14 protein-coding genes are annotated in these 16,436 nt (G+C 62.5%); 10 read left to right on the top strand and 4 right to left on the bottom strand.

The genetic code is table 11. From position 1 onward, the window contains the following. Window positions 1-11: 11 nt before the first annotated feature. Window positions 12-2,423 carry a DNA translocase FtsK gene (ftsK, locus tag A6723_RS17135; protein ID WP_054909432.1) on the bottom strand — a complete coding sequence of 804 codons (2,412 nt, stop codon included), beginning with the start codon at window positions 2,421-2,423 and terminating at the stop codon, window positions 12-14. 221 nt (window positions 2,424-2,644) lie between these two features. Here ftsK and trxB point away from each other — a divergent pair, with 221 nt between their 5' ends. The 4 genes from trxB (at window position 2,645) to infA (ending at window position 5,400) form a co-directional block, all read left to right on the top strand. Then, entirely contained in the window at window positions 2,645-3,595 is a 951-nt protein-coding gene (gene trxB, locus A6723_RS17130; protein ID WP_054909433.1) for a thioredoxin-disulfide reductase, read from the top strand. A 36-nt stretch (window positions 3,596-3,631) separates the two neighbouring features. Then, on the top strand, window positions 3,632-4,336 hold the full coding sequence (gene aat / locus A6723_RS17125) for a leucyl/phenylalanyl-tRNA--protein transferase (RefSeq protein WP_054909434.1): 705 nt from the start codon (window positions 3,632-3,634) through the stop codon (window positions 4,334-4,336). Between the two features lie 31 nt (window positions 4,337-4,367). Beyond that, the gene (locus A6723_RS17120) at window positions 4,368-5,075 is read left to right on the top strand and encodes an arginyltransferase (RefSeq protein ID WP_024765142.1); all 708 of its coding nucleotides are present in this window, start codon (window positions 4,368-4,370) and stop codon (window positions 5,073-5,075) included. Between the two features lie 106 nt (window positions 5,076-5,181). Then, window positions 5,182-5,400, top strand: coding sequence for a translation initiation factor IF-1 (gene infA / locus A6723_RS17115; RefSeq protein ID WP_002553999.1), 219 nt, complete (start codon window positions 5,182-5,184; stop codon window positions 5,398-5,400). 85 nt (window positions 5,401-5,485) lie between these two features. Here infA and clpA read toward each other — a convergent pair whose 3' ends face one another. Further along, the gene (gene clpA / locus A6723_RS17110; protein ID WP_054909435.1) at window positions 5,486-7,759 is read right to left on the bottom strand and encodes an ATP-dependent Clp protease ATP-binding subunit ClpA; all 2,274 of its coding nucleotides are present in this window, start codon (window positions 7,757-7,759) and stop codon (window positions 5,486-5,488) included. Window positions 7,760-7,787: 28 nt separating this feature from the next. Further along, window positions 7,788-8,150, bottom strand: coding sequence for an ATP-dependent Clp protease adapter ClpS (gene clpS / locus A6723_RS17105; RefSeq protein ID WP_037012443.1), 363 nt, complete (start codon window positions 8,148-8,150; stop codon window positions 7,788-7,790). 228 nt (window positions 8,151-8,378) lie between these two features. On the opposite strand from clpS, the gene cspD reads away from it, so the two are divergent. Beyond that, on the top strand, window positions 8,379-8,654 hold the full coding sequence (gene cspD / locus A6723_RS17100) for a cold shock domain-containing protein CspD (protein ID WP_054909436.1): 276 nt from the start codon (window positions 8,379-8,381) through the stop codon (window positions 8,652-8,654). 73 nt (window positions 8,655-8,727) lie between these two features. On the opposite strand, the gene icd is transcribed toward cspD, so the two are convergent. After that, complete coding sequence (gene icd / locus A6723_RS17095) at window positions 8,728-9,981, bottom strand: NADP-dependent isocitrate dehydrogenase (RefSeq protein ID WP_054909467.1); 1,254 nt, start codon at window positions 9,979-9,981, stop codon at window positions 8,728-8,730. A gap of 357 nt (window positions 9,982-10,338) precedes the next feature. Here icd and A6723_RS17090 point away from each other — a divergent pair, with 357 nt between their 5' ends. From A6723_RS17090 to purB, 5 genes are all read left to right on the top strand, one after another. After that, entirely contained in the window at window positions 10,339-12,561 is a 2,223-nt protein-coding gene (locus A6723_RS17090) for an NADP-dependent isocitrate dehydrogenase (protein WP_054909437.1), read from the top strand. A gap of 102 nt (window positions 12,562-12,663) precedes the next feature. Further along, window positions 12,664-13,107: an NUDIX hydrolase gene (locus A6723_RS17085; RefSeq protein ID WP_054909438.1), complete on the top strand. Its 444-nt coding sequence runs from the start codon at window positions 12,664-12,666 to the stop codon at window positions 13,105-13,107. 72 nt (window positions 13,108-13,179) lie between these two features. Further along, window positions 13,180-14,307 carry a tRNA 2-thiouridine(34) synthase MnmA gene (mnmA, locus tag A6723_RS17080; RefSeq protein WP_175405558.1) on the top strand — a complete coding sequence of 376 codons (1,128 nt, stop codon included), beginning with the start codon at window positions 13,180-13,182 and terminating at the stop codon, window positions 14,305-14,307. Continuing rightward, window positions 14,304-14,924 carry a high frequency lysogenization protein HflD gene (hflD, locus tag A6723_RS17075; protein WP_024765136.1) on the top strand — a complete coding sequence of 207 codons (621 nt, stop codon included), beginning with the start codon at window positions 14,304-14,306 and terminating at the stop codon, window positions 14,922-14,924. Before mnmA ends, hflD begins: the two co-directional genes overlap by 4 nt. A gap of 96 nt (window positions 14,925-15,020) precedes the next feature. Next, window positions 15,021-16,391, top strand: coding sequence for an adenylosuccinate lyase (gene purB / locus A6723_RS17070; protein WP_054909439.1), 1,371 nt, complete (start codon window positions 15,021-15,023; stop codon window positions 16,389-16,391). Window positions 16,392-16,436: the final 45 nt, after the last annotated feature.

Here is a 16,436-nt window from a genome sequence, read left to right as displayed (position 1 = left end):
TCGAAGTCGAATCAATCACGGATCGGGGCCGGCGCGATCACTTCACGCGAGCCATTGGTATTCATCGCGGTGACCACGCCGGCCATTTCCATGGCCTCGATCATCCGCGCGGCGCGGTTGTAGCCAATCTTCAGCTTGCGCTGCACGGCAGAGATGGAAGCCCGGCGGCTTTCGGTCACGAAGCGCACGGCTTCGTCGTAGAGCGGATCGTCCTCGCTGCCTTCGCTGCCTTCGCCGCCACCGCCACCTTCGAACGAACCACCACCGCCTTCATCGGCGCCGGCGAGAATGTCCTCGATGTAGTTCGGTGCGCCACGCAGCTTCCACGCCTCAACGACACGGTGCACTTCGTCATCGGAAACGAAGGCGCCATGGACACGAATCGGCAGGCCGGTACCCGGCGGCAGATACAGCATGTCGCCGTGGCCCAGCAGTTGCTCGGCGCCGCCCTGGTCGAGAATGGTGCGCGAGTCGATCTTGCTGGACACCTGGAAGGCGATACGGGTTGGGATGTTCGCCTTGATCAGGCCGGTGATCACATCCACCGACGGACGCTGGGTCGCCAGAATCAGGTGGATGCCTGCCGCACGCGCCTTCTGGGCGATACGGGCGATCAACTCTTCCACCTTCTTGCCGACGATCATCATCATGTCGGCGAATTCGTCCACGACGACCACGATGGTCGGCAGGGTCTGCAGCAGCGGCGCTTCGTCTTCCATGCTCTCGCGGCGGTATAGCGGGTCGGTCAGCGGGGTGCCGGCCTCCTCCGCGTCCTTCACCTTGCGGTTGAAGCCAGCCAGGTTACGCACGCCCATGGCCGCCATCAGCTTGTAGCGGCGCTCCATCTCGGCGACGCTCCAGCGCAGCGCGTTGGCGGCCTCCTTCATGTCGGTGACGACCGGGCAGAGCAGGTGCGGAATGCCTTCGTAGATCGACAGTTCCAGCATCTTCGGGTCGATCATGATCAAGCGCGCCTCTTCCGGCGTGGACTTGAACAGGATCGATAGCAGCATGGCGTTCACGCCCACCGACTTACCGGAACCGGTAGTACCGGCCACTAGCAGGTGCGGCATCTTCGCCAGATCGGTGATGATCGGATGACCGCCGATATCGTGGCCCAGGGCCAGCGGCACGGTGGACTTATGCTCATCGTACTCAGGCGTCATCAGCACTTCGGAGAAGCGCACCATCTGCCGGTCTTCGTTGGGAATCTCGATGCCCACGGTGGTCTTGCCGGGGATGACTTCCACCACGCGCACGCTGATCACTGCCAGCGAACGCGCCAGGTCCTTGGCCAGGTTGGAGATACGGCTGACCTTCACGCCGGCGGCCGGCTGGATTTCGAAACGGGTGATCACCGGGCCCGGATGCACGGACTCAACGATGACTTCGACGCCGAACTCCTTGAGCTTGATCTCCAGCAGGCGCGACATGGCCTCCAGGGATTCGGGCGAATAGCTCTGCTTCTTTTCCGAGGCCGGGTCGAGGATCGACAGCGGCGGCAGCGTGCCTTCCACGGCGGTATCGACGAACAGCGGCGCCTGCTTCTCTTTCAGCACGCGCTTGCTCGGCTCGGCCGGCTTGGTAGGCGGCGGCGGGACGTCGATCTTCGGCGCTACGCGCTTCTCGCGCTCCTGCACGCTCTTGACCAGCGCTTCCTCGCGCTCGATCAGGCGCTCCTTGACCTTGGCCTGCTCGCGGCGATCGGCAACGATGGGCGCGGCGACCTCGGCCACGCGCTCGTCGACTTCACGCAATTGAGCGACGAGTTGCTTGTGCTCGCTGCGGGCACTCCACCAGCGGTTGGTGGCGTTGTGGATCAGTTCGAAGAGGTCGAGGGTGATCTTGCCGGTGACGTCCATCACCTTGAACCAGGACAGGTCGGCGAACACCGTCATGCCGAACAGGAACAGCGCCAGGAACAGCAGCGTGCTGCCCTGCACGTTCAGCGCATTGACGCCCAGCTGGCCGAGGCTTTCACCCAGGGCGCCGCCCGCGGTGGCCGGCATGTGGGCACCGCTGGTATGGAAATGGATATAGGCCAGGGCTGAACCGGACAACACCAGGAATACCAGGCCGATCAGGCGCCAGGAGAACAGCCAGCCACTCCACTCCCAGGGCAGGTGACGCTTGCGGAAGACCTGATAGGTCTTCACCGCCAGCAGCAGCGGGAACAGGTAGGCGAAATACCCCAGCACCATGAACAGGATGTCGGCGCTCAGCGCCCCCAGGCGACCGGCAGCGTTCTGCACCTGCTCGACGTGACTGGAATGGCTCCAGCCCGGATCGGAGGAATCGTAGGTGAGCAGCGCCATCCAGAGGTAAAGGCAGAGCGCGCCAAGCGCGATCAGGGCCCCTTCCTTCAGACGGTAATGCAATTGCTGGCGCCAGGCGGCGGCATGGCTTGCTGTGGTGTCCTTCAAAACGCTTCTAATCCTGCGCTATACGCGCTTCCGAGAGTCGTTGGGCCGCAAAACGGGCCTATTGTACGGCTTTGGCCGGCCGATGCCAGCGACCCCGGATGTGCCTGACTGCGCTTTTGCCGGCTTTCCGGGGTTCGGTGTAGCATAGCCCAACACCGCTTTTCGGCTGCTCAATTGGAGCATGCATTCTCTTACGTGACAAAGGCTTATGGAGTCTTTTTATGAGTGAAGTCAAGCATTCGCGCCTGATCATCCTGGGCTCCGGCCCCGCGGGCTACACCGCGGCCGTGTATGCCGCGCGCGCCAACCTCAAGCCTGTTGTCATAACCGGCATCCAGCCCGGCGGCCAGCTCACCACCACCACCGAGGTCGACAACTGGCCCGGCGACGTCGAAGGCCTGACCGGTCCTGCCCTGATGCAGCGCATGGAGCAGCACGCCAAGCGTTTCGACACCGAGATCGTCTACGACCACATCCACACCGCCGAGTTGCAGCAGAAGCCCTTCACCCTCAAGGGCGACAGCGGCACCTACACCTGCGACGCGCTGATCATCGCCACCGGCGCCTCGGCCCAGTACCTGGGCATGTCCTCGGAAGAAGCCTTCATGGGCAAGGGCGTTTCCGCCTGCGCCACCTGTGACGGTTTCTTCTACCGCAACCAGGTCGTCTGCGTGGTCGGTGGCGGCAACACCGCCGTGGAAGAAGCGCTGTACCTGTCCAACATCGCCAAGGAAGTCCACCTGATCCACCGCCGCGATAAGCTGCGCTCGGAGAAGATCCTCCAGGACAAGCTGTTCGAAAAAGCCAAGAACGGCAACGTGCGCCTGCACTGGAACACCACCCTGGACGAAGTCCTGGGCGACAACATGGGTGTCGTGGGCGTACGTCTGAAGGACGCCAACAGCGGCGAAACCCGCCAGCTTGACCTCGCCGGCGTATTCATCGCCATCGGCCACAAGCCCAACACCGACCTGTTCAAGGGCCAGTTGGAGATGCATGACGGCTACCTGAAGATCAAGGGCGGCGCCGAAGGCAACGCGACCCTGACCAGCATCGACGGCGTGTTCGCCGCCGGCGACGTGGCCGACCACGTGTATCGCCAGGCGATCACTTCTGCCGGCGCCGGCTGCATGGCCGCGCTGGACGCCGAAAAGTTCCTCGACGACAACTGATCGGTGCCAGGGGAGGCTCGCCCTCCCCTCCTCCCTATGCTCAAGTGGCTTTCCCGCAGCAATTTCGACTTTCCGCCCCTCGACAAGGCCCTGCGCGAGCCCAACGGCCTGCTCGCGGCCGGCGGTGACCTCAACCCGCAGCGCCTGATCCAGGCCTACCGCCATGGCTGCTTCCCCTGGTTCCAGGACGGGCAACCCATCCTCTGGTGGTCGCCCGACCCACGCACCGTGCTATTCCCCGAAGAACTGCACGTTTCCCGCAGCCTCGCCAAGTTCATCCGCCAGCAGCAGTACCAGGTCACCATCGACCAGGCGTTCGAGCAGGTCATCCACGGCTGCGCCGGCCCGCGCGATTACACGGACGGCACCTGGATCACCACCCCGATGCAGGATGCCTATTGCCAGCTGCACCGCCTGGGCGTCGCCCATTCGGCCGAAGCCTGGCAAGGCAATGAACTGGTTGGGGGCCTCTACGGCCTGGCCATCGGCCGCCTGTTCTTCGGCGAGTCCATGTTCAGCCGCGCCGACAATGCCTCCAAGGTGGCCTTCGTGACCCTGGTGCAGCGCCTGAAGGCAGCGGGCTTCGTGCTGATCGATTGCCAGATGCCGACGCAGCACTTGCACAGTTTTGGCGCTCGTGCCATTTCCCGCGGCGAATTCGCCAACTACCTGCGCCGTCATCTCGACGAAACACCTTCGCAGGACTGGACTTCGCAAGCGGACCTGCTCAGCCTGTCTTAAACTTGCCTGAGGGACCTCGCAGGGGTTGAAGATGACCGAGCTCGCCCGCCTGAAGTTTTACGCCACACAACCGCATCCATGCAGCTATCTGCCCGAAGAACAGGCCACAACGCTGTTCCTCGACCCCAGCCAGCCCATGGATGCGCAGTTGTACGCCTCACTGTCAGAGGTTGGCTTCCGGCGCAGCGGCGAACACCTCTACCGGCCGCACTGCCAGCATTGCACCGCCTGCATCCCCGCGCGCATCCCCGCAGCCGGATTCCAGCCGAGCCGCCAGCAGAAGCGCATCATCAAGCGCAACGCCGATCTGGAAGTAATCCGCAAGCGCCCGGCCTTCACCGAGGAGTACTATGCGCTGTACATGCGCTACATCGAGCAGCGCCACGCCGATGGAGACATGTACCCGCCCAGCCGCGACCAGTTCGCCACCTTCCTGGTGCGCGACCTGCCGTTCAGCTGTTTCTTCGAGTTCCGCCTGCAGGGCCGCCTGCTCGCCGTCGCCGTGACCGACGTGCTGCCCAACGGTCTTTCAGCCGTCTACACCTTCTACGATCCGGACGAAGAACGCCGCAGCCTGGGACGCTTCGCCATTCTCTGGCAGGTCGGCGAGACCGAGCGACTGGGTCTGCACGCTGTCTATCTTGGGTACTGGATCAAGAACTGCCGCAAGATGAACTACAAGACCCAGTACCGCCCGATCGAACTTTTCGTGAATCAGCGCTGGGTCGCATTGAACTGACCCGAAAACACCCATTGGCGTTGTGGGGCGATTTCAGGCACACTATGTGCCTTTTTTAATGGCCTGAAACACTTCAGGCAATCTTAGATACCGAGGGTTCTACTGCATGTCGAAAGAAGACAGCTTCGAAATGGAAGGCACTGTCGTCGACACCCTGCCCAACACCATGTTCCGCGTGGAGTTGGAAAACGGGCACGTCGTTACCGCGCACATCTCCGGGAAGATGCGCAAGAATTACATCCGCATCCTGACCGGCGACAAAGTTCGCGTTGAACTGACGCCCTACGACCTCTCCAAGGGTCGTATCACCTACCGCGCTCGCTGATAGACGGTAGGTACCGGTACAAACCGGCACATAGAAAAACGCCCGGCATTGCCGGGCGTTTTTGTTTGGGCCTTACTTTTCAACGTCAGGCCGGTTCTGCAGCGATCACCTCGAACTCGAAGGCCAGCTCGCCATCCTTCAGGTCCACATGGGCCACGCCACCGTGCTCGGCCAGCTCGCCGAACAGGATCTCCTCGGCCAATGGCCGCTTGATCTTGTCCTGGATAAGCCGCGCCATCGGGCGAGCCCCCATCTGCGGGTCGTAGCCCTTGTCCGCTAGCCAGACGCGCGCCGAGTCACTGACCTCGATCTGCACGTGCTTGTCCTCCAGCTGCGCCTGCAGCTCGGTGAGGAACTTGTCGACGATGCTCTTGATGGTCTCGTGACTCAGGCGACCGAACTGGATGATGGTATCCAGGCGGTTGCGGAACTCCGGCGTGAAGCTCTTCTTGATCACTTCCATGGCGTCACTGGTGTGATCCTGCTGCGTGAAACCGATGGAAGCCCGCGCCGCGGTTTCCGCGCCAGCGTTGGTGGTCATGATCAGGATGACGTTGCGGAAATCCGCCTTGCGGCCGTTGTTGTCGGTCAGGGTGCCGTGGTCCATCACCTGCAGCAGCAGGTTGAAGACCTCCGGGTGCGCCTTCTCGATCTCATCCAGCAGCAGCACACAGTGCGGCGTCTTGGTGATCGCCTCGGTGAGCAGACCACCCTGGTCGAAACCAACGTAGCCCGGAGGCGCGCCGATCAGGCGAGAGACGGTATGCCGCTCCATGTACTCGGACATGTCGAAGCGCACCAGCTCGACACCCAGCGCCTTGGCCAGCTGGCGAGCCACCTCGGTCTTGCCGACACCGGTCGGGCCGGAGAAGAGGAAGGAACCAACGGGCTTGTCCGGCGACTTGAGGCCGGCGCGTGACAGCTTGATGGCAGTGGACAGCGACTCGATGGCCGCCGCCTGACCGAACACAGTCAGCTTCAGGTCGCGCTCGAGGTTGCGCAGCAGCTCCTTGTCGGAACTGGACACGTGCTTGGGCGGAATCCGAGCGATCTTCGCCACGATGTCCTCGACCTGCGGGACTTCGATGCGCTTCACACGCTTCTCTTCCGGCTGCAGGCGCTGGTAGGCACCAGCTTCGTCGATCACGTCGATGGCCTTGTCCGGCATGTGCCGGTCATTGATGTAGCGGGCGGCCAGTTCGGCGGCTGCGCGCAGCGCCTCATCGCTGTACTCGATGTGGTGGTGCTGCTCGAAGCGCGGCTTCAGGCCTTTCAGGATGCCGAAGGTGTCTTCGACGGACGGCTCGGTGACGTCGACCTTCTGGAAGCGACGCGCCAGCGCACGATCCTTCTCGAAGATGCCGCGGAACTCCTGGAAGGTGGTGGAACCGATGCAACGGATCTCACCGGAGGACAGCAGCGGCTTGAGCAGGTTGGAAGCATCCATCACCCCGCCTGATGCAGCACCGGCGCCGATAATGGTGTGGATCTCGTCGATGAACAGCACCGCATGCGGGCGCTTGCGCAGCTCATTGAGCAGCGCCTTGAAGCGCTTCTCGAAGTCGCCGCGGTACTTGGTGCCCGCCAGCAGCGCACCCAGGTCCAGGGAGTACACGACGCTGTCGGACAGCAGGTCCGGTACCTGGCCGTCGACGATGCGCTTGGCCAGGCCTTCGGCGATGGCGGTCTTGCCGACACCAGCCTCACCCACCAGCAGCGGGTTGTTCTTGCGGCGACGGGCCAGGATCTGCGCGACGCGCTCGACTTCCGACTCGCGACCGACCAGCGGGTCGATACGCCCCTGGCGCGCCAGGTCGTTCAGGTTGCTGGCATAGGCATCCAGCGGATGACTGGAAGTGGAGGACTCGCCGCCCTCCTCGTCCTGCATCTCCTGCTCGCTGTCCTGATGCTCGGCATGGCCCGGCACCTTGGAGATGCCGTGGGCGATGTAGTTGACCACGTCGATCCGCGCGACGCTCTGCTGCTTGAGCAGGAACACCGCCTGGCTTTCCTGCTCGCTGAAGATGGCGACCAGCACGTTGGCGCCGGTGACTTCGCGCTTGCCGGAACTCTGCACGTGGAATACGGCACGCTGCAGGACACGCTGGAAGCCCAGGGTTGGCTGGGTTTCGCGATCCTCGTCGTGCTGGGGAATCAGCGGCGTGGTGGAATCGATGAACTCCTGCAGGTCTCGCCGCAGCTTGTCCAGATTCGCACCGCACGCCTTCAGAACCGTCGCGGCAGCTTCATTATCCAGAAGCGCCAACAGCAAGTGCTCAACGGTCATGAACTCATGCCGCTTCGCCCGCGCCTCCTTGAAGGCGAGATTGAGGGTGACTTCGAGCTCTCGATTCAACATGACTTCACCTCGCTCCCAAACATCCGCATCAACCTTCTATCTCAATTTCGCACAACAGTGGATGTTGGCTCTCCCTCGCATATTGATTGACCTGCATGGCTTTGGTTTCCGCGACATCACGGGTAAAGGTCCCGCAGTTCGCCTTGCCCTGGGTATGCACAGTCAACATGACCTTGGTTGCCTGCTCTCGGTTCATGTTGAAGTACAGCTCGAGCACCTCAACCACGAAATCCATCGGGGTGTAGTCATCGTTGAACATGATGACCCGATACATGGACGGCGCTTTCAGGGCTGGCTTGGCTTCCTCAACCGCCAACCCCGTTCCGTCGTCTTCCAATGGATCCGGGCGGTCCTGATTGAATGTTAGTCGAATCTGGCTACTTGCATGCATGCTGGAATAAAAGCTTTGCGAGTGGGTGAATGAGTGGGCCGGCCGGAGTTTGAATCGCCTCTCAGGCCCAGACGACGCCGCCTTGACTAACGGCAAAAGGGTGTTACAACCAAAGGATACCCCCCGGAGGGTATCAGGAGTTCCGGACGCCAGTCTTTACAAAAAGGCATAGCGGAATAGTAGTGGATGATACTCCAGCGATGGAGTCCTTTGCAGAGGGATATCAGCATGCTCAGCGGTAAGGTCAAGTGGTTCAACAACGCCAAGGGCTACGGTTTCATCCTGGCTGATGGCCGAGATGAGGACCTGTTTGCTCACTACTCGGCAATCCAGATGGATGGCTACAAGACACTCAAGGCCGGCCAACCCGTCAGTTTCGAGATTCTGCAAGGTCCGAAGGGGTTGCACGCAGTGAACATCCAGCCCGTCAACGCCAATGCATCCACCCCGTCCGCACAAGCTGCCCCGAGCAGCGAGGTACAGAACCTCACGGCGGAAGCCTGATTCGTCAAGGATCAGACGAAACGAAAAAGGCCGGCAGCAAGCCGGCCTTTTTCATGGGCGAAGCATTACCCGGTTACATCTTGGCGATGATCGCGTCGCCGAACTCCGAGCAGGACAGCAGCTTGGCGCCGTCCATCAGGCGCTCGAAGTCGTAGGTGACGGTTTTCGCAGCAATGGCCCCGTTCACGCCATCGATGATCAGGTCGGCCGCTTCCGGCCAGCCCATGTGGCGCAGCATCATCTCGGCGGAGAGGATCACCGAACCCGGGTTGACCTTGTCCAGGCCGGCGTACTTGGGCGCAGTACCGTGCGTCGCCTCGAACATGGCCACCGAATCGGACAGGTTGGCGCCCGGCGCGATGCCGATACCACCCACCTCCGCCGCCAGGGCGTCGGACAGGTAGTCGCCGTTCAGGTTGAGCGTAGCGATCACATCGTACTCGGCCGGGCGCAGCAGGATCTGCTGCAGCATGGCGTCGGCGATCACGTCCTTCACCACGATGCTCTTGCCGGTAGCGGGATTCTTGAACTGCATCCACGGGCCGCCGTCGAGCAACTGGGCACCGAACTCGTCGCGAGCGATCTCGTAGCCCCAGTCCTTGAAAGCACCCTCGGTGAATTTCATGATGTTGCCCTTGTGGACGATGGTGACCGAATCACGGTCATTGTCCACGGCGTACTGCAGGGCCTTGCGCACCAGGCGCTTGGTGCCTTCCTGGGAAACCGGCTTGATGCCGATGCCGCAGTTGTCGGTGAAGCGGATCTTCTTGACGCCCATTTCCTCGGTGAGGAATTTGATGACCTTCTGGGCCTCGGGGGAGCCGGCCTTCCATTCGACGCCGGCGTAGATGTCTTCGGAGTTCTCGCGGAAGATCACCATGTCCACATCGCCGGGCTTCTTCACCGGGCTGGGCACGCCTTCGAACCAACGCACCGGGCGCAGGCAGACATAGAGGTCGAGCTGCTGGCGCAGGGCCACGTTCAGGGAGCGGATGCCACCACCGACCGGCGTGGTCAGCGGGCCCTTGATGGAGACGACATAGTCGCGAACGGCATCCAGGGTTTCCTGGGGCAGCCAGGTGTCCTGGTCATAGACCTGGGTGGCCTTCTCGCCAGCGTAGACTTCCATCCACGCGATCTTGCGGTCGCCTTTGTAGGCTTTCTCGACGGCAGCGTCGACGACCTTGATCATGACCGGACTGATATCGACACCAATGCCATCACCCTCGATGAAGGGGATGATCGGGTTCTTCGGTACATTCAAGGACATATCGGCGTTGACGGTGATTTTGTCACCGGCCGGCACCTGGATCTTTTGGTATCCCATGCTGAACTCCGCTTTTTGGTTGAAACCTTCTTGCAGCCACTGAGGGTAGCTCACAAGTCGGTAATCGAACTACATCATTCCTTAGTCTAAAAAAGGGACACGCTTCACCCTGCCTTTAGGGTGGTATACTGGCCGTCATGACTTAATGGTCATCGAGGTCCGAGCAGTCTGGGACCAGACTCTCTCCTCGCAGCGGCGCACGTCCCCACCAGGATCCCGCCGTACAACGCTCTACTGGCGCCCCAATATCCCCGCGGCAAATCTCGAAGGTCGGTCAACCACTTCGTTGAACGCAAGCGTGTACCAACGCGATTCGAGACTCTGTGCGCGCCCAGCAAAGAAGAGAGTTAGAACGAGATGTCCATCCGCTCGAAGATCACCTACACCTTCACCGACGAAGCACCCGCCCTTGCCACCTATTCGCTTCTTCCTATCGTAAAAGCCTTTGCCGCTTCCGCCGGCATCGACGTCGAGACCCGCGACATCTCTCTTTCGGGCCGTATCCTGGCCTCCTTCGCTGACAAGCTCGGCGACAAGGCCATCGAAGACGATCTGGCCTACCTGGCCCAACTGGCCACCGACGCAAAAGCCAACATCATCAAGCTGCCGAACATCTCCGCTTCGGTACCGCAGCTCAAGGGCGCCATCGCCGAGCTGCAGAAGCTGGGCTACGCCATTCCGGACTTCCCGGAAGACCCGCAGACCGACGAAGAGAAAGACACCCGCGCCCGCTACGCCAAGGTCCTGGGCAGCGCCGTGAACCCGGTCCTGCGCGAAGGCAACTCTGACCGCCGCGCCCCGGCCGCCGTGAAGGCCTACGCCCGCAAACACCCGCACAGCATGGGCAAGTGGAGCATGGCTTCGCGCTCCCACGCCGACTACATGCGTGGCGGCGACTTCTTCTCCAGCGAGCAGTCGGTCACCATTCCGAAGGCCGGTGAAGTCCGCATCGAGTTCGTCGGCAAGGACGGCAAGGTCGAGACCAAGAAGACTCTGAAGATGCAGGACGGCGAAGTCCTCGACAGCATGTTCATGAGCTGCAGCAAACTGCGCGCCTTCTTCGAGAAGACCCTGCAGGACTGCAAGGAAACCGGCGTCATGTGGTCCCTGCACGTCAAGGCCACCATGATGAAGATCTCCCACCCGATCGTCTTCGGCCACGCCGTCACCGTCTACTACAAGGACGTGTTCGAGAAGTACGGCCAGCTGTTCGAAGAGCTGGGCGTGAACCCGAACAACGGCATCTCCAGCGTCTACGACAAGATCAAGTCGCTGCCGGCCTCGCAGCAGGAAGAAATCCTGCACGACATCCACGAGGTGTACAGCCACCGTCCGGAAATGGCGATGGTTGACTCGGTCAAGGGCATCACCAACCTGCACATCCCCAGCGACGTGATCGTCGACGCCTCCATGCCGGCCATGATCCGCAACTCGGGTCAGATGTGGGGCAAGGACGGCAAGCAGAAAGACACCAAAGCGGTAATGCCGGAAAGCACCTACGCCCGCATCTACCAGGAAATGATCAACTTCTGCAAAACCAACGGCGCGTTCGACCCGACCACCATGGGCAGCGTGCCGAACGTCGGCCTGATGGCGCAGAAGGCCGAGGAATACGGCTCCCACGACAAGACCTTCGAACTCGAAGCTGACGGCGTGATGCGCGTTGTCGACGCCGACGGCAAGGTCCTGATGCAGCACGAAGTACAGGCCGGCGACATCTGGCGCGCCTGCCAGACCAAGGACGCCCCGATCCGCGACTGGGTCAAGCTGGCCGTCACCCGTGCCCGCGCCTCCAACACCCCGGCCATCTTCTGGCTGGACCCGGAGCGCGCCCACGACAACGAGCTGCGCAAGAAGGTCGAGCTGTACCTGAAAGACCACGACCTGACCGGCCTGGACATCAGCATCAAGGGCTACAACGAAGCCATCCGCACCAGCATGGAGCGTCAGCTGCGCGGCCTGGACACCATCTCGGTGACCGGTAACGTCCTGCGCGACTACCTGACCGACCTGTTCCCGATCATGGAACTGGGCACCTCGGCCAAGATGCTCTCCATCGTTCCGCTGATGGCGGGCGGCGGCATGTATGAAACCGGCGCCGGCGGCTCGGCTCCGAAACACGTACAGCAACTGGTGGAAGAGAACTACCTGCGCTGGGATTCCCTGGGCGAGTTCCTGGCTCTTGCCGTCTCCTTCGAAGAAGAAGGCATCAAGACCGACAACGCCAAGGCCAAGGTACTGGGCAAGACCCTGGACATCGCCACCGGCAAGCTGCTCGACAACAACAAGTCGCCGTCGCGCAAGATCGGTGAGATCGACAACCGCGGCAGCCACTTCTACCTGGCCATGTACTGGGCCCAGGCCCTGGCCGAGCAAAATGACGACGCCGAGCTGAAGGCTCACTTCGCCACCCTGGCCAAAACCCTGACTGAGAAGGAAGCGGCCATCGTCGCCGAACTGAACGGCGTTCAGGGCAAGCCGGCGGAAATCGGCGGCTACTACCGTTCCAACCCGGAGCTGACCAGCCAGGTCATGCGTCCGAGCGCGACCTTCAACGCCGCGATCGACGCACTGGCGTAAGCCACTTCGCGTGACACCAGAACCCCCGGGCCTTCCCGGGGGTTCTGCTTTCTGCGCCCCGCCACGTTAAACTCGCGCCTTTCGAACCACGAGAACAGATTCATGCGCTGGCTAGCACACGTCACCGTCGCCACTATCGTCGAAGACCAGGGCCGCTTCCTGCTGGTGGAGGAAATGTCCGCTGACAAAAAACAGGTCTTCAACCAGCCGGCCGGCCACCTGGAGGCCAACGAAACGCTGCTCGAGGCCGCCGTGCGCGAAACCCTCGAGGAAACTGGCTGGGACGTGGAGCTGACCGCCGTCACCGGCATCTACCTCTATACCGCCCCCAGCAACGGCGTGACCTATCAGCGCGTCTGCTTCGCCGCCCGCCCGCTGCGCCATCACCCCGAGCGCGCACTGGATGACGGCATCCTCGGCGCCCGCTGGCTGACGCGCGACGAACTGGCTGCCCAGCCAGAACGCTGGCGCAGTCACCTGGTACTGCGCTGCATCGACGACTACCTGGAGGGTGAGCGCTTCCCGCTGAGCCTGATCCGCGCCTGAGCCGGCAGCCGAGCCTGAGCCGCTCGGCTCTGGTAGAATCCCCGCCTTTACCTGCACCTGTGATGCGCCACCATGTCTGATTCCCTGAAAGCTCCGCAGAACACCCGCGTCATCGTCGGCATGTCCGGCGGCGTGGACTCCTCCGTCTCCGCCCTGCTCCTCAAGGAACAGGGCTACCAGGTGGAAGGCCTGTTCATGAAGAACTGGGAAGAGGACGACGGCACCGAGTACTGCACCGCGATGACCGACCTGGCCGACGCCCAGGCCGTCTGCGACCGCATCGGCATCAAGCTGCACACTGCCAATTTCGCCGCAGAATACTGGGACAACGTCTTCGAGCACTTCCTCGAGGAATACAAGGCCGGCCGCACGCCGAACCCGGACATCCTCTGCAACCGCGAGATCAAGTTCAAAGCCTTCCTCGATTACGCCGTCGCCCTGGGCGCCGACCTGATCGCCACCGGCCACTACGTGCGCCGCCGCGACATCGACGGACGCAGCGAACTGCTCAAGGGCCTGGACCCGAACAAGGACCAGAGCTACTTCCTCCACGCCGTGGGCGGCGAGCAGATCGGCAAGACGCTGTTCCCGGTTGGCGAGCTGGAAAAGCCCGAGGTCCGCGCCATCGCCGAGAAATACGGTCTGGCCACTGCAAAGAAGAAGGACTCCACCGGCATCTGCTTCATTGGCGAGCGCCGCTTCAGCGACTTCCTCAAGCAGTACCTGCCGGCCCAGCCAGGCGACATCGAGACCACCGACGGCCAGGTCATCGGCAAGCATGTCGGCCTGATGTACCACACTATCGGCCAGCGCCAGGGCCTGGGCATCGGCGGCCTGAAGAATGCCGATGACAGCCCCTGGTACGTGCTGGAGAAGGACCTGGTGCGCAACGTCCTGGTCGTCGGCCAGGGCAACGATCATCCATGGCTGTTCTCCCGCGCCCTGCACGCCTCGCACATCTATTGGGTCAACCCCATCGACCTGGACCAGCCAAAGGCTCTGCGCGCCAAGGTACGTTACCGCCAGGCTGACCAGGACTGCGTGCTCGAGCGCACCGAGAGCGGCTACCGCGCCGTGTTTGACGAGCCGCAGCGCGCCGTGACCCCAGGCCAGTCCGTCGTCTTCTATGACGGCGAAGTCTGCCTCGGTGGCGGCGTCATCGAATCCGCTGAACCCGCGTTCGCTAAGGACCGTACATGAGCGATCTGCACGACCAGATCATCGCACTCTCCGGCGTCTTCGAAGCCGCCGCCCTAGTAGACCGCCTCGCCCGCACCGGCCAGGTTCCCGAGGCGCCGCTGGGCTGCATGCTCGGCAGCCTGCTGGTGCGCGACCCGAAGACCACCCTCGACGTCTACGGCGGCGACACCGCCAACCTGCGCGAGGGCTTCCGCGCCCTGGTCAGCGCTCTGGAGCGCGACCCGAACAGCCTGCAGCGCGAACCGCTGCGCTACGCCCTGTCGCTGATCGGCCTGGAACGCCAGCTGAACAAGCGCGACGACATGCTCGACATCATGGGCACCCGCCTGGACCAGATCCAGCAGCAGGTACAGCACTTCGGGCTGGTCCACGAGAACGTCATCGCCTCCTGCGCCGGCCTCTACCAGGATACCCTGAGCACCTTCCGTCAGCGCATCCAGGTGCACGGCGACATGCGCCACCTGCAGATCAATGCCAACGCCGCGCGCATCCGCGCCCTGCTGCTGGCCGGCATCCGTTCCGCACGCCTGTGGCGACAGCTCGGCGGCAACCGCTGGCAGATGCTGTTTGCCCGAAAGAAAATGCTCAACGAGCTGCGCCCCCTGCTGCGCGGCTGAAGCATGCCCTTCCGGTCGCCGCAAGGGCGACCGGTTCGCGCCATTCGTGTATGATGTGCGCCCTTTTCGTTGACCGACAGCTACGAGAACGCCCCCATGCAGCTTTCCTCCCTTACCGCGGTTTCCCCCGTTGACGGCCGTTACGGCAGCAAAACCAGCGCCCTGCGTCCGATCTTCAGCGAATACGGCCTGATCCGTTTCCGCGTCCTGGTGGAGGTCCGCTGGTTGCAGCGTCTCGCCGCCCATGCCGGCATCCCTGAAGTAGTGCCCTTCTCCACCGAAGCCAACGCCGTGCTGAACCAACTGGCCGACGACTTCCAGCTGGAGCACGCACAGCGCATCAAGGACATCGAGCGCACCACCAACCACGACGTCAAAGCCGTGGAATACCTGCTCAAGGAGCAGGCGGCCAAACTGCCGGAACTGGCCAAGGTCAGTGAGTTCATCCACTTCGCCTGCACCTCCGAGGACATCAACAACCTGTCCCACGCCCTGATGCTGCGCGAAGGCCGTGACACCGTGCTGCTGCCGCTGATGCGCCAGATCGCCGAGTCCATCCGCGAGCTGGCGGTGAAGTTCGCCGACGTGCCGATGCTCTCGCGCACTCACGGCCAGCCGGCCTCCCCGACCACCCTGGGCAAGGAACTGGCCAACGTCGTCTACCGCCTGGAGCGCCAGATCAAGCAAGTCGCCTCGATCGAGCTGCTGGGCAAGATCAATGGCGCCGTGGGCAACTACAACGCCCACCTGTCCGCCTATCCGCAGGTTGACTGGGAAGCCAACGCCCGCGAATTCATCGAGGGCGACCTGGGCCTGAACTGGAACCCCTACACCACCCAGATCGAGCCGCACGACTACATCGCCGAGCTATTCGATGCCATCGCGCGCTTCAACACGATCCTTATCGACTTCGACCGCGACGTCTGGGGCTACATCTCCCTGGGCTACTTCAAGCAGAAGACCGTCGCCGGCGAAATCGGCTCCTCGACCATGCCGCACAAGGTCAACCCGATCGACTTCGAGAACTCCGAAGGCAACCTGGGCATCGCCAACGCACTGTTCCAGCACCTGGCCAGCAAGCTGCCGATCTCCCGCTGGCAGCGCGACCTGACCGACTCCACCGTGCTGCGCAATCTGGGCGTCGGTTTCGCCCACAGCGTCATCGCCTACGAAGCCAGCCTGAAAGGCATCGGCAAGCTGGAGCTGAACGCCGCGCGCATCGCCGAAGACCTGGACGCCTGCTGGGAAGTCCTGGCCGAGCCGGTACAGACCGTCATGCGCCGCTACGGCATCGAGAACCCCTACGAGAAGCTCAAGGAGCTGACCCGCGGCAAAGGCATCAGCGCCGAGGCCCTGCAGGTCTTCATCGAAGGTCTCGACATGCCGGCTGAAGCCAAGGCCGAACTGAAGAAACTGACCCCCGCGAACTACATTGGTAACGCTGCCGCCCAGGCCAAGCGCATCTGAGATTCGCCCCGACTTTGCACGCCCGGCTGTGCCGGGCGTTTTTGT

The sequence above is a fragment of the Pseudomonas sp. AU11447 genome (genome assembly GCF_001672555.2).
Classification (GTDB): domain Bacteria; phylum Pseudomonadota; class Gammaproteobacteria; order Pseudomonadales; family Pseudomonadaceae; genus Pseudomonas; species Pseudomonas nitroreducens.
This window is presented reverse-complemented; position numbering and strand designations above follow the sequence as displayed.

Bases quoted from the DNA above. Each gene is read 5' to 3' on its own strand.
- clpS (WP_037012443.1), bottom strand. From the start codon at position 8,150: ATGCATGCAAGTAGCCAGATTCGACTAACATTCAATCAGGACCGCCCG.
- A6723_RS17120 (WP_024765142.1), top strand. From the start codon at position 4,368: ATGACCGAGCTCGCCCGCCTGAAGTTTTACGCCACACAACCGCATCCA.
- aat (WP_054909434.1), top strand. From the start codon at position 3,632: ATGCTCAAGTGGCTTTCCCGCAGCAATTTCGACTTTCCGCCCCTCGAC.
- trxB (WP_054909433.1), top strand. From the start codon at position 2,645: ATGAGTGAAGTCAAGCATTCGCGCCTGATCATCCTGGGCTCCGGCCCC.
- A6723_RS17085 (WP_054909438.1), top strand. From the start codon at position 12,664: ATGCGCTGGCTAGCACACGTCACCGTCGCCACTATCGTCGAAGACCAG.
- clpA (WP_054909435.1), bottom strand. From the start codon at position 7,759: ATGTTGAATCGAGAGCTCGAAGTCACCCTCAATCTCGCCTTCAAGGAG.
- infA (WP_002553999.1), top strand. From the start codon at position 5,182: ATGTCGAAAGAAGACAGCTTCGAAATGGAAGGCACTGTCGTCGACACC.
- cspD (WP_054909436.1), top strand. From the start codon at position 8,379: ATGCTCAGCGGTAAGGTCAAGTGGTTCAACAACGCCAAGGGCTACGGT.
- icd (WP_054909467.1), bottom strand. From the start codon at position 9,981: ATGGGATACCAAAAGATCCAGGTGCCGGCCGGTGACAAAATCACCGTC.
- purB (WP_054909439.1), top strand. From the start codon at position 15,021: ATGCAGCTTTCCTCCCTTACCGCGGTTTCCCCCGTTGACGGCCGTTAC.
- hflD (WP_024765136.1), top strand. From the start codon at position 14,304: ATGAGCGATCTGCACGACCAGATCATCGCACTCTCCGGCGTCTTCGAA.
- A6723_RS17090 (WP_054909437.1), top strand. From the start codon at position 10,339: ATGTCCATCCGCTCGAAGATCACCTACACCTTCACCGACGAAGCACCC.
- mnmA (WP_175405558.1), top strand. From the start codon at position 13,180: ATGTCTGATTCCCTGAAAGCTCCGCAGAACACCCGCGTCATCGTCGGC.